Origin of the sequence: Rhodococcus sp. DMF-1 (genome assembly GCF_021441945.1) — a bacterium.
Taxonomy (GTDB): domain Bacteria; phylum Actinomycetota; class Actinomycetes; order Mycobacteriales; family Mycobacteriaceae; genus Rhodococcus; species Rhodococcus ruber.
Genome location: NZ_CP090442.1, coordinates 1,802,837 through 1,816,249 on the forward strand (window position 1 = coordinate 1,802,837; position 13,413 = coordinate 1,816,249).

General features: G+C 64.8%; 7 protein-coding genes and 3 rRNA genes. All 10 read right to left on the reverse strand.

Annotated elements, in window-relative coordinates:
- Position 1: 1 nt before the first annotated feature.
- Positions 2 to 169: a hypothetical protein gene (locus LZP97_RS08315; protein WP_010596551.1), complete on the reverse strand. Its 168-nt coding sequence runs from the start codon at positions 167 to 169 to the stop codon at positions 2 to 4.
- A 109-nt stretch (positions 170 to 278) separates the two neighbouring features.
- Positions 279 to 1,268, reverse strand: coding sequence for an HAD-IIA family hydrolase (locus LZP97_RS08320; protein WP_048773824.1), 990 nt, complete (start codon positions 1,266 to 1,268; stop codon positions 279 to 281).
- Complete coding sequence (locus LZP97_RS08325; RefSeq protein WP_072786395.1) at positions 1,265 to 2,470, reverse strand: tetratricopeptide repeat protein; 1,206 nt, start codon at positions 2,468 to 2,470, stop codon at positions 1,265 to 1,267. Before LZP97_RS08325 ends, LZP97_RS08320 begins: the two co-directional genes overlap by 4 nt.
- Before the next feature lie 67 nt (positions 2,471 to 2,537).
- Positions 2,538 to 2,654: ribosomal RNA gene (rrf, locus tag LZP97_RS08330) — 5S ribosomal RNA — on the reverse strand.
- Between the two features lie 105 nt (positions 2,655 to 2,759).
- Positions 2,760 to 5,892: ribosomal RNA gene (locus LZP97_RS08335) — 23S ribosomal RNA — on the reverse strand.
- A gap of 300 nt (positions 5,893 to 6,192) precedes the next feature.
- Positions 6,193 to 7,715: ribosomal RNA gene (locus LZP97_RS08340) — 16S ribosomal RNA — on the reverse strand.
- Together the 16S, 23S and 5S rRNA genes form the textbook arrangement of a ribosomal RNA operon.
- A 461-nt stretch (positions 7,716 to 8,176) precedes the next feature.
- Positions 8,177 to 9,454, reverse strand: a complete 1,278-nt coding sequence (tyrS, locus tag LZP97_RS08345; protein ID WP_048771090.1) for a tyrosine--tRNA ligase — start codon at positions 9,452 to 9,454, stop codon at positions 8,177 to 8,179.
- A gap of 7 nt (positions 9,455 to 9,461) precedes the next feature.
- Positions 9,462 to 10,079 carry a DNA-3-methyladenine glycosylase gene (locus LZP97_RS08350; protein ID WP_010595387.1) on the reverse strand — a complete coding sequence of 206 codons (618 nt, stop codon included), beginning with the start codon at positions 10,077 to 10,079 and terminating at the stop codon, positions 9,462 to 9,464.
- Between the two features lie 2 nt (positions 10,080 to 10,081).
- Positions 10,082 to 10,315, reverse strand: coding sequence for a Trm112 family protein (locus LZP97_RS08355; RefSeq protein ID WP_010595386.1), 234 nt, complete (start codon positions 10,313 to 10,315; stop codon positions 10,082 to 10,084).
- Between the two features lie 43 nt (positions 10,316 to 10,358).
- The gene (locus LZP97_RS08360) at positions 10,359 to 13,322 is read right to left on the reverse strand and encodes an AMP-binding protein (protein ID WP_234575053.1); all 2,964 of its coding nucleotides are present in this window, start codon (positions 13,320 to 13,322) and stop codon (positions 10,359 to 10,361) included.
- Positions 13,323 to 13,413: the final 91 nt, after the last annotated feature.

A 13,413-nucleotide genomic window follows, 5' to 3' on the forward strand; every position in this document is an offset into this window, starting at 1 on the left:
GTCAGATCTTGTCCACGGTAGCGAGCGCCTGGACGAGCAGGTCGTGTGCCTGTTCGAGCAGCTGCGCCTGCCGCGGGATGATCTCGGACGGATCGGCCGCACCGACAGCGGTGTCGCGGGCACGCGTGAGCAGCCCCTCGACATCGGTGTGGATCGACCGAGGATCCATACCCGGATGGGAGCCTGGAAGGTGATCGCCTGGGCGTGGTATCGACGTGCTCATCATCGCCCACGCTAGTGCATGCCGGTGACGAACCGGCACACCACGCAGAACGGTCTCAGCGGGGCATTCCCCACCGCGCCAGCAGGTCGTCCGTCGCCACGACCCGACCGAAGCCGGGATGGGACCAGGCGACGTCGAGCACGGCACGAAGAGCAGCCATCGGGTCCGCGGCCGGTTGCGGGGCCAGATGCACGTCCCGACCGTCGAACGACACCGCGTGGGGCTCGCGCGTGCCCGGCCGCAGCTCGGCGGCCTCGCCGTCGAGACTCGCGAGCGAGTCCGCAACATAGGTGGGACGTTGCTCCGCCGGGGCCCGGAGCAGGTCCGCGACAGTGCTCACCCCGGTCAGCACCAGTAGCGAATCGACACCGACGGCATTCGCGCCGGCGATGTCGGTGTCGAGCCGGTCGCCGACCACGAGCGGACGCGAGGCACCGCTGCGCACGACGGCGTCCTCGATCAGTGGCGCGGCCGGTTTGCCGGCCACCAGCGGCTCACGTCCCGTCGCCGACCGCAGGGCCGCGACCATGGAACCGTTCCCGAGCACCAGACCTCGCTCGGTGGGCAGCGTCGAGTCGATGTTCGTCGCCACCCACAGCGCGCCGGAGCGCAGTGCGAGCGTCGCCTCGGCGAGAATGGCCCATCCGGTTTCCGGGGAATGCCCCTGCACGACCGCCACCGGGTCGGCGTCGGCGGAGCGTACCGGCACCAGCCCGACCCCGGCGACCTCGTCGACGAGGGCTTCGGTGCCGACCACCAGCACCGGCGCGCCGGCCGGAACCCGCTCCGCCAGCAGCCGGGCCGCGGACTGGGAGCTGGTGACCACGTTCGACTCGTCGGCCGCGAAACCGAGTTCGCGCAGGTGTTTGGCGACCTCACCGGGGCGGCGGCTCGCGTTGTTGGTGACGTAGAACAACCGCTCAGCCCCCTCGGACAGGGCCTCGCGGGCGCCCGGCACCGCTTCGGCGCCGCGGTAGACGGTGCCGTCCAGGTCGAGCAGAAGGACGTCGTAGTGGGTCCGCAACGATGCGCGCGTACCGGTCACAGATCCTCTCCGGTGAGCTCGGCGACGCGTTCCTCGGCGTCGGTGTCCCCCTCCAGATCGGCGGCGGCGGCGTTGAGGAACCACTTCAATCCGTCCTCGGTACGTCCCGCTGCCACGAGCGCGTCCGCATACGCGTAGAACAGGCGCGCGGCGGACGGTCCGGTGCGCGAGGCGTCCAGTTCCGGCGTCTGCAGGGTGACCACCGCCTGGTCGAACTGCCCCAGGTCCATCCGGGCACCCGCGACGACGATGCGCAGTTCGGTGGCCTCGTCTCCGGTCAGCGCCCGAGCCTCGTCGCTACGGCCCAGCTCGATCGCCCGTTCCGGTCGGCCGAGTCCGCGCTCGCAGTCCGCCATGACCGCCAGCAATCCGGGTCCACCGGCCATCCGGCGAGCGGCCCGCAACTCGGACAGGGCCTCCGCCCATTCGCCGGCGTGGTAGGCGGTGATGCCCGCTGCCTCCCGGACCACGGCGATGCGGCCGGCGCGCTGCCGCGCAGCACGCGCATGAGCCAGGGCGACACGGGGGTCGTCGTCGATGAGGCGGCCGGCCATGACCAGGTGCCGAGCCACCGCGTTGGCGTTCGACTTGTCGAGGCTCAACAGATCCCGGCGGATGGTCGGATCGAGCTCCGACGCCTCGACGTCTTCGGGAAGATCCGGCTCGTCCGGTCGAGATTCGCGACGTCCAGCGGGAACGCCTTCCCGACCCCGGCCCGGGCCGAAGCCGCCTTCGCCGCCGCGGCGGCGCGGGGCGTTGCCGTCCCGCTGTTCGGGTCCGTGGCCGGCCCGGGACGTGCCGGTGCGCCGATCATCCCGGGTCCGATCGTCACGCCGGTCACCGGTGCGCCGATCGTCCCGGCGGTCGTCGTTCGTGCTTCGATGCGGACGCTCGCCGCGCCGTTCACCGTAGGGCCGGTCTCGCCGGTCTCCCGACGGGCGGTCGCTGCGGGGTCGCTCGGACCGGGTGCCCTCCCGGGAGTCGTCCCCGGCGCCCTTGGGTGCCTCACTTCGGCGTTCCCCGCGGAACGTGCGGTCCTCGCCGCGGCGATCCGGTCGGCCGGCGAATCCTTGCCGGCGGTCCTCGCTGCGGGCCTGACCCCGATCACCGCCTTGGCGACGTTCGCCGCTGTCTCCGCGTCCCGACCTGGGAGTGGACCCTCCACCCCGGAAGGATCGACGCTCACCATTGTTGTCGGACACAGAAAAATCCTTTCACGAAAAACGACGAGAGGGGACCCACCAGGTGGGTCCCCTCTCGGTAACGGGTGTTCGGCGGTGTCCTACTCTCCCACACCCTGTCGGGTGCAGTACCATCGGCGCAGACAGGCTTAGCTTCCGGGTTCGGAATGGGACCGGGCGTTTCCCTGTCGCTATGGCCGCCGTAACTCTGCGAAACGTCACGCATCAGAGTTCTCGAATACCCTTGTCGGGCTTCGGTATCTGATGTGTGTGCTGTTTCAGATACCGCACAGTGGACGCGTAGCTTCTTCGTGGTAAGTCCTCGGCCTATTAGTACCGGTCACCTGCATGCGTTGCCGCACTTCCAGTTCCGGCCTATCAACCCGGTGGTCTGCCGGGGGCCTTACCCCCTCGAGGGGGTGAGAAACCTCATCTTGGAACAGGCTTCCCGCTTAGATGCTTTCAGCGGTTATCCCTTCCGAACGTAGCCAACCAGCCGTGCCCCTGGCGGGACAACTGGCACACCAGAGGTTCGTCCGTCCCGGTCCTCTCGTACTAGGGACAGCCTTCCTCAAGTTTCTAACGCGCGCGGCGGATAGAGACCGAACTGTCTCACGACGTTCTAAACCCAGCTCGCGTGCCGCTTTAATGGGCGAACAGCCCAACCCTTGGGACCTACTCCAGCCCCAGGATGCGACGAGCCGACATCGAGGTGCCAAACCATCCCGTCGATATGGACTCTTGGGGAAGATCAGCCTGTTATCCCCGGGGTACCTTTTATCCGTTGAGCGACACCGCTTCCACATGCCGGTGCCGGATCACTAGTCCCGACTTTCGTCCCTGCTCGACCTGTCGGTCTCACAGTCAAGCTCCCTTGTGCACTTGCACTCGACACCTGATTGCCAACCAGGCTGAGGGAACCTTTGGGCGCCTCCGTTACATTTTGGGAGGCAACCGCCCCAGTTAAACTACCCACCAGGCACTGTCCCTGAACCCGATCAGGGTCCGAGGTTAGAGGTCCAATACGATCAGAGTGGTATTTCAACAACGACTCCACGGTAACTGGCGTCACCGCTTCACAGTCTCCCACCTATCCTACACAAACCGAACCGAACACCAATACCAAGCTGTAGTGAAGGTCCCGGGGTCTTTTCGTCCTGCCGCGCGTAACGAGCATCTTTACTCGTAATGCAATTTCGCCGAGTCTGTGGTTGAGACAGCAGAGAAGTCGTTACGCCATTCGTGCAGGTCGGAACTTACCCGACAAGGAATTTCGCTACCTTAGGATGGTTATAGTTACCACCGCCGTTTACTGGGGCTTAAATTCTCAGCTTCGCGGATCGCTCCGCTGACCGGTCCTCTTAACCTTCCAGCACCGGGCAGGCGTCAGTCCGTATACCTCGTCTTACGACTTCGCACGGACCTGTGTTTTTAGTAAACAGTCGCTTCTCTCTGGTCTCTGCGACCACCCCCAGCTCCGACCGCGAAGGTCTTCACCAGGGCCGGTCCCCCTTCTCCCGAAGTTACGGGGGCATTTTGCCGAGTTCCTTAACCACAGTTCTCTCGATCGCCTCGGTATTCTCTACCTGACCACCTGTGTCGGTTTGGGGTACGGGCCGTGTGAAAGCTCGCTAGAGGCTTTTCTCGGCAGCATAGGATCATGGAATTCGCCTCATTCGGCTACGCATCACCTCTCAGGCTCGTGCGACACGGATTTGCCTATGTCACGCCCTACAGGCTTACACCGGTACAACCACTGACCGGCCCCACTACCTTCCTGCGTCACCCCATCGCTTGGCTACTACCACCGAAGGTCCCGTGCAGCAGGATCCCGTCTCCCGAAGGAGATCGATCACCCTTTGGACGGTTAGTACCGATGATTCACCAGGGGCGCGTTCACACGGGTACGGGAATATCAACCCGTTGTCCATCGACTACGCCTGTCGGCCTCGCCTTAGGTCCCGACTCACCCTGGGCGGATTAACCTGGCCCAGGAACCCTTGGTCATTCGGCGGACGAGTTTCTCACTCGTCTTTCGCTACTCATGCCTGCATTCTCACTCGCGCCGCCTCCACACCTGGATCACTCCGGCGCTTCCCCGGCGGCACGACGCTCCCCTACCCACCCACACCACTGCACCCGTCTCCGCAGAAACGAGTGGGTGTTGTGTGAGTGCCGCGGCTTCGGCGGTGTACTTGAGCCCCGCTACATTGTCGGCGCAGAACCACTTGACCAGTGAGCTATTACGCACTCTTTCAAGGGTGGCTGCTTCTAAGCCAACCTCCTGGTTGTCTCAGCGATCCCACATCCTTTTCCACTTAGTACACGCTTAGGGGCCTTAGCCGGCGATCTGGGCTGTTTCCCTCTCGACTACGAAGCTTATCCCCCGCAGTCTCACTGCCGCGCTCTCACTCACCGGCATTCGGAGTTTGGCTGATTTCGGTAAGCTTGTGGGCCCCCTAGACCATCCAGTAGCTCTACCTCCGGTGAGAAACACGCGACGCTGCACCTAAATGCATTTCGGGGAGAACCAGCTATCACGGAGTTTGATTGGCCTTTCACCCCTACCCACAGCTCATCCCCTCAGTTTTCAACCTAAGTGGGTTCGGGCCTCCACGACGTCTTACCGTCGCTTCACCCTGGCCATGGGTAGATCACTCCGCTTCGGGTCTAGAACATGCCACTGATACGCCCTGTTCGGACTCGCTTTCGCTACGACTACCCCACACGGGTTAACCTCGCGACATGCCACTAACTCGCAGGCTCATTCTTCAAAAGGCACGCCGTCACCCCCAGCAGACCAAACTGCTCGAAGGCTCCGACGGATTGTAAGCGCACGGTTTCAGGTACTATTTCACTCCCCTCCCGGGGTACTTTTCACCTTTCCCTCACGGTACTAGTCCGCTATCGGTCACCAGGGAGTATTCAGGCTTATCGGGTGGTCCCGACAGATTCACAGCAGATTTCACGGGCCCGCTGCTACTCGGGCACCCTCCACGAGAGCCGGCATGTTTTCGTCTACGGGATTCTCACCCTCTACGACGGGCCGTTCCAGACCACTTCGACTAACACACCGGTTTCTTACTCTCGCCCACCATGACAGTGATGGGAAGAAGGGCCCCACGACCCCACGAGTGCAACGCCTGCCAGCTCTCACACACCCGCGGTTTAGCCTCTTCCGCTTTCGCTCGCCACTACTCACGGAATCACATGTTGTTTTCTCTTCCTGTGGGTACTGAGATGTTTCACTTCCCCACGTTCCCTCCACACGCCCTATATATTCAGGCGCGGGTAACACGACATCACTCGTGCTGGGTTTCCCCATTCGGAAATCCTCGGATCACAGCTCGGTTGACAGCTCCCCGAGGCATATCGCAGCCTCCCACGTCCTTCATCGGCTCCTGGTGCCAAGGCATCCACCGTACGCTCATAAACACTTACAACAAAGATGCTCGCGTCCACTGTGCAGTTCTCAAACAACACACAACAACCGATACTGGGGAAAGAAGAACCCTTCCCGTTCCCGGTCATCGTCGCTGACAAAACACTCGCGTGTTCTCTCAGGACCCAACAGTGCACCGATATAACTCTCTTCCCGCCGGCACTCGGACCGGCGGTGACGAAGAAAATACCTGTCAGCGTTCCACCCATGAGCTCCTGCCGTTCCACGTGTGGGAACGAAACAGTCTCTGCCCGAGAGGCATTCACCTGTGTGAACCCTCGCCGGGAGAAGTGCTCCTTAGAAAGGAGGTGATCCAGCCGCACCTTCCGGTACGGCTACCTTGTTACGACTTCGTCCCAATCGCCGATCCCACCTTCGACGGCTCCCTCCCACGAGGGGTTAGGCCACCGGCTTCGGGTGTTACCGACTTTCATGACGTGACGGGCGGTGTGTACAAGGCCCGGGAACGTATTCACCGCAGCGTTGCTGATCTGCGATTACTAGCGACTCCGACTTCACGGGGTCGAGTTGCAGACCCCGATCCGAACTGAGACCGGCTTTAAGGGATTCGCTCCACCTCGCGGTATCGCAGCCCTCTGTACCGGCCATTGTAGCATGTGTGAAGCCCTGGACATAAGGGGCATGATGACTTGACGTCGTCCCCACCTTCCTCCGAGTTGACCCCGGCAGTCTCCTGCGAGTCCCCACCATTACGTGCTGGCAACACAGGACAAGGGTTGCGCTCGTTGCGGGACTTAACCCAACATCTCACGACACGAGCTGACGACAGCCATGCACCACCTGTACACCGACCACAAGGGAAACCCCATCTCTGGGGCGGTCCGGTGTATGTCAAACCCAGGTAAGGTTCTTCGCGTTGCATCGAATTAATCCACATGCTCCGCCGCTTGTGCGGGCCCCCGTCAATTCCTTTGAGTTTTAGCCTTGCGGCCGTACTCCCCAGGCGGGGCGCTTAATGCGTTAGCTACGGCACGGATCCCGTGGAAGGAAACCCACACCTAGCGCCCACCGTTTACGGCGTGGACTACCAGGGTATCTAATCCTGTTCGCTACCCACGCTTTCGCTCCTCAGCGTCAGTTACTGCCCAGAGACCCGCCTTCGCCACCGGTGTTCCTCCTGATATCTGCGCATTTCACCGCTACACCAGGAATTCCAGTCTCCCCTGCAGTACTCAAGTCTGCCCGTATCGCCTGCAAGCCCGCAGTTGAGCTGCGGGTTTTCACAGACGACGCGACAAACCGCCTACGAGCTCTTTACGCCCAGTAATTCCGGACAACGCTCGCACCCTACGTATTACCGCGGCTGCTGGCACGTAGTTGGCCGGTGCTTCTTCTGTACCTACCGTCACTTGCGCTTCGTCGGTACTGAAAGAGGTTTACAACCCGAAGGCCGTCATCCCTCACGCGGCGTCGCTGCATCAGGCTTGCGCCCATTGTGCAATATTCCCCACTGCTGCCTCCCGTAGGAGTCTGGGCCGTGTCTCAGTCCCAGTGTGGCCGGTCGCCCTCTCAGGCCGGCTACCCGTCGTCGCCTTGGTGGGCCGTTACCCCACCAACAAGCTGATAGGCCGCGGGCCCATCCTGCACCGGAAGACCTTTCCACCCCGGAACATGCATCCCGAGGTCCTATCCGGTATTAGACCCAGTTTCCCAGGCTTATCCCGAAGTGCAGGGCAGATCACCCACGTGTTACTCACCCGTTCGCCACTAATCCACCCAGCAAGCTGGGCTTCATCGTTCGACTTGCATGTGTTAAGCACGCCGCCAGCGTTCGTCCTGAGCCAGGATCAAACTCTCCGTTGAAGACTCTCAATCAAACCCCGAAGGGCCGATCAGCCATAAGCGTAGAGCCGAATCACTAGCAAAAAACTCAAACTAGCAAAAACACTGACCACCACAGACGGAAGAATGCGGCAGCCAGCAACAACCACCCCACAAAAGTGAAGTGGCCGCACCAAAATAATTTGGCACTGACATTCATCGGCACACTGTTGAGTTCTCAAAGAACACGCACACACCGTCGCTTCGCGCTCTCGCGTTCGGCTCCGGGGCAACCGTTCTATCCTAACACTCCGAGTTCACCTACGCAATCAGCGTCTGCGATCATCGTGTCGGCCGTTCGGTCGGTCAGGACACAACCAACTTCCGTACCTCTCGGTCCGGGTCGGTGTCCGTGTCGCTCGAACGACGACAAAGTTACGCCACCGCTAACGGGCCGTCAAACCAGCAGGTCAGCGGCCCGTCAGCGGGTGAGGGCGTTCTCGTCAGCCGCGCTCGATGCGGACGCCGGCGAAGTTGCGCTTGCCTCTCCGCAGCACGAGCCAGCGACCGTGCAGAAGATCCGCACTCGACGGGACCCAGTCCTCGGACGCGACGCGCTGGTTGTTCACGGAGACGCCCCCTTCCTTGATCGTGCGCCGGGCCGCGCCCTTGCTCTCGCACAGACCTGTTGCGACGAGCAGGTCGACGATCGTGTCGGGTTGCCCGTCGTGCACCTCGGCGACGGAAGCCTCTGCCAGGGCGGCGGAAAGGGTCGCCTCGTCCAGCTCCGAAAGCTCGCCTCGCCCGAACAACGCCCGACTCGCCAGTTCGACCGCGCGAGTGTTCGCCTCTCCGTGAACGAGAGTCGTCATCTCGGCCGCGAGCCGGCGCTGCGCTTCACGGGCGTGCGGCCGCTCGGCCGTCGCCGTCTCGAGTTCGGCGAGCTCCTCCTGATCCAGGAAGGTGAACCACCGCAGGTACTTCACGACGTCGGCATCCGCGGCGTTGACGAAGTACTGGTACCAGGCATAGGGGGTGGTCATCTGCGGATCGAGCCACAGGCTTCCGCCGCCGGTGGACTTTCCGAATTTCTTTCCGTCGGCGGAGGTGACGAGCGGGACCGTGAGCGCATGCACTGCCGCGGCGTCCGTCCGCCGGTTGAGCTCGACGCCCGCGATGATGTTGCCCCACTGGTCCGATCCACCCACCTGCAGGGTGCACCCGTGCTGACGACGCAACTGCACGTAGTCGTTGGCCTGGAGCAGCATGTAGCTGAATTCGGTGTACGAGATGCCGTCGCCCTCGAGCCGGCGTCTGACGGTGTCGCGCGCGAGCATGACGTTGACGGAGAAGTGCTTGCCGACATCGCGGAGGAAGTCGACGACGCTGAGGGAGGAGGTCCAGTCGGCGTTGTTCACGACGATCGCGCTGGTCGGGGAATCGTCGAAGTCGACGAACCGCTCGAGCTGCCCACGGATGCGTTCGGCCCACTCGGCGACCGTGTCCGCCGAGTTCATGGTCCGCTCCCCCACCTCGCGCGGGTCGCCGATCATGCCGGTGGCGCCGCCGGCCAGCACGATCGGCCGGTGGCCCGCCCGCTGAAAGCGCTTGAGTGCGAGCAACGGCACGAGGTGACCCGCGTGCAGACTGGGGCCGGTCGGGTCGAATCCGGCATAGAGCGTGACCGGGCCCGCGTCGAGGTCGCGGCGGAGTGTGTCGAGGTCGGTCGATTGGGCGATCAGCCCGCGCCAGGTCAGTTCGTCGAGGATGTGCTCAGTCACTGCTCGATCATCCCATCCGGCGCGGAGCGGCCGGCGCGCGCGGGCTGCGCCGGTAGGCCGACACGCCCACCGCCCCCGGAATCCACAGCCGCCACGGCCGCTCGGCCGCGACGCTGATACCCACGCGGGGTCCCGCCGCGACCCGCTCGGCGTCCCCCAGGGTGAGCCTCACCGAGGCGCCTTCGTCGAGCACGTCGATCCCGTTGTCCGCGAGCGTCAGCCCCAGAGCCTCGGCCAGGTTGCCGGGTCCGCGGGCGAGGTTCGACGCCGGAGTCCCGGCCGTTCGCCGGGCACGGACGGTCTCCTCCCCCGCAACGACTTCCGCGCCTCGCAGCAGCACGGCGGCAGCCACTCCGTCGGCTCCGACCGAGATGTTGGCGCAGTGGTGCAGCCCGTAGCTGCGGTAGACGTAGAGATGGCCCGCGGGGCCGAACATCACCGCGTTCCGAGGCGTACGTCCCCGGTAGGAATGCGCCGCCGGATCGGGCCAGGGACCGTCCTCGGGGCCCCCGTAGGCCTCCACCTCCGTGATCCGCAGCACCACCTCGCCCGCACACAGCGTGGCACCGAGGATCGTGTGGGCCGCCTTCAGCGGATCGACCGCGGTGAGCCGCTCGAACGCCACGGTCAGTCCGTCACCGGGTCCTCGGTCCAACCGGCCACCCCGCGCGCGACATAGTCCTCGTGTTCGGCGTCGGTCACGTCTCGGGCCTCGTCGACGAGGAGGACGGGGATGCCGTTCTCGATCGGATACGCCCGGCGCAACCGCGGGTTGTAGAGGACCGAATCGTCGACGAGGAGCAGCGGCCCCTTGTCCTGCGGGCAGGCCAGGATGCTCAGCAGCGTGGGATCGACAGCCACGGTTGTCCTCTCGACGGTGGTGTGGGGGCCGGACGGGCCCACGCTACCGTGCGCCCGGCGCCGGACCAGCGCCGACGCCGGCAAATCTCACTGCAACCGCTTTGGTGAACCGCTTGTAGGTGCCGGTATCGGGATCGGCGAACCACGACCGCACCGTCGGCTTCGGCAGGCCTCGTGCCGGCAGATCGCCGGACACGGGCCGGAATGTGGGCCCGAGGTCGATGTGCGGGACGACATGGACGAGATCGGGTCGTTCCGAGGCGGGGACTGCGTCGAGTGCCGCGGTGATCTCCGCGGCGCTCGGCGCGCGGTTCTCGCGGAGGGTGCAGGCGGCCACGGCGATTTCGGTGCCGGCGGTGCGCACACCGTAGACGACGCAGAGATCGACCTTCGGGATACTGCCGAGCGCGTCCGCCACCGGCTGCCCGTATACCGGCCCGTGCGGGGTACGGATGACACTGTGCTTGCTGTCGAGCAGCCAGTAGTCACCGTCCTGGTCTCGACGGAAGAGGTTCTCGGTGGGCACCCATACGTCACCGACTTCGAACACACCTCGCATGACACCGGGCAGTGCTTCGGTGGAGGCACTGGGCCGCCCGAGCAGGAGTCCGACCTCGCCGTCCGCGCTTTCGCGGACGAAGCCCCGCGGATCCTCCACCAGGCGCCCGGTCGTGGGATCCCATGCGGCAAGGCGAGCCTCGGCTCTGCCGGGCAGGGGCCGTCCCTTGCACCCGATCTTGGCACCCGAGACGTTGGCCAGGACGACCTCGCCGTCGGTGGAGGCATAGAACTCGAGCACCTGTGCGGGAGCAAAACGTTCGAGGGTCCGCCGCCACAGTCCGGTGGTCATGCCCGAGCCGATGAAGAGGCGGACGGGATGGATCTCGTCGATGTGCAGCGCGGGGCTGTCGAGGATGTCCCTCATCATCGCCCAGGTGTAGGTGACGACGGTGACGCCGTAACGGTGAACTTCCTCGCTGAAGCGTGCGGGATCGAGACCGTGGGACAGGGCTATCCGGCAGCCTCCCGCGAGTGCGCCGCCGAAGCTGACCAGCAGACCGGACGAATGATAAAGCGGGGCAAGGCAATAGACCGTGTCACCGCGGCCGAGCGCGGCGGCGGTGGCGGTCCCGAAGGCGGAGAGCGCCCATCGGTGGTTGGAGATCTGACGCATCTCCAGGGTGTCACCACTCCCGGTGAACAGGAGAAAGGCAAGTTCCCGCGCGACACCGGGATCGGGGGCGTACCAGCCGGGGAGTTCGATCGTGGTGATGTCGAGGTGCTCGAGATCGACGACGTCTGCACCGGGCGGGATGTCGAGTTCGCGAATGCTGCCCCCGCCGAGGACCAGGGCCGGGATCCCCGTGGCGAGCGCCCGATCGAGGTTCTCGGGGTCGGTGATGATCTTCTGGACACCACCCGATCGGATCGCCTCGTCGAGGTCGGGGCCGGGTGGGAGCAGGACCGACACCGCTCCGATCCGGGAGACGGCCGTGACCGCGGCCATCGCGCTGGGGCGGGTGTCCATCAGGATGCCGACGTGGGCGGCGGGACGCACACCGGAGTGCACCAGTCCGCGCACCACGTTGTCGATCCGGCGATTGACTTCGGCGAAGGTGTAGACGCGGTCTTCGTAGATGAAGCACTCGCGGTGCGGTCCCTTGCGGCACTGCTCGGTGAGGACACCGGCAAGGGAGATGCGGGTACGGGGCTGGATCTGTCCGAGCCGGGCCAGTCGTGGCAGGGCGCGGGCCGCTTCCCCCGACAGTTCCCGCGCGCCGCGCACCGTCTCGGAGGCCAGGTCGGCGATGCCCTTGCCGACCTCTACGCCGACCTCCGCGATGGTGGCGACGGTGTGGGTGAGCCGGGTCGCGACGGACACCCCGGTTTCCCCTTCCGCGTGGAGTTCGGGGATCGCCATCCGGCCGACGCCGACCGGTCGGTCGCCGTGCCCTTCGCGCCACTGCACCCATTCGCCGACGGCGGGCCAGGTCTGCCGGGCCGCAGTGCCACCCACGACGAGTCCGAAATGCCCTGCGCGTAGCGAATATTCGAAAACCTGGGCCCGGGGGGCGGCCTTGCGGATGCCGCGCACCGCAAGGGGCTGGCCGATGTCGTCCACCTCGCCGACGAACGCGAGGATCGGACAGGTTATCTCGGCCAGGCTCACAGCACGGTCGTTGATGACGAATCCGCCACTGACCATGCGGTTGTGCACGATGAACTGGCGGAGCAGTTCGGCCACCGCGGGACCGGACCAGGCCACCCACCCCTCGGTGTCGAGGAAGCGACGCTGGGGTTCGCGCGGCAGGAGGGCTTCCCGGTCGTGCAGTTGCATGAGGAACTCGATGCGCGACCGCACCGTCTTGACAGGATCGAGGAACTGGAAACCGGTCTTGGCCATCCAACCGGTGATGGCGAGACGGTTGAAGACGTGGTCGGCGAGGAAGTCGGCAGCCCGGACCGCGACGCCCTCCGGGATTCCGAACGGCAACGCGGCCAGGGTGTCCACCGGGCTGCCGAAGGTGATCAGGCTCGCGACGTGCCGACTGCGGCGGTAGGCAGCGGCCTGATAGCAGAACATCCCGCCCTGCGAGTAGCCGGCGAGGTGGATGTCACGACCGGTGTAGTCGTGCACGTGATCGACGATCTCGTCGAGGGCGATGATGTGATCGGTGAGGGTGCGGTCCCACCCGCCTTCCTCCCGGTCCGGGGAACCGAAGTCGACCACCCAGGGGTCGAGGCCCATCGAGTGCAGGATGCCGACCGCTCCCGTCTCACGGGTGACGTCGTACACGTCCGCCGACATCATCATCGGGGGAACCATCACCACCGGAGCACCGGTCTCGGCGGCGTCGGATTCCGGATAGTAATGCCGCAGCCTGTACATGCCGGTCCGCTCGACGACCTGGAACGGGGACGGGGTCGCCCCCGTTTCCAAGCCGCCGTGACGGATCACCTCGAGGCCGTTCTGCGCGGTCGCCACCACACGTCGCAGGGGCCCCATCACCGATCCACCGCCCAGTGCCACGAACCTCTTCCCATCCGCCGAGTTCTGCGTGTGTCGACCCTGTCAGGAATGACAGCCTGCCACATTA

Excerpts from the sequence above, each read along its gene's own strand:
- LZP97_RS08315 (WP_010596551.1), bottom strand. The coding sequence starts at position 169 with ATGGATCCTCGGTCGATCCACACCGATGTCGAGGGGCTGCTCACGCGT.
- LZP97_RS08360 (WP_234575053.1), bottom strand. The coding sequence starts at position 13,322 with ATGGGGCCCCTGCGACGTGTGGTGGCGACCGCGCAGAACGGCCTCGAG.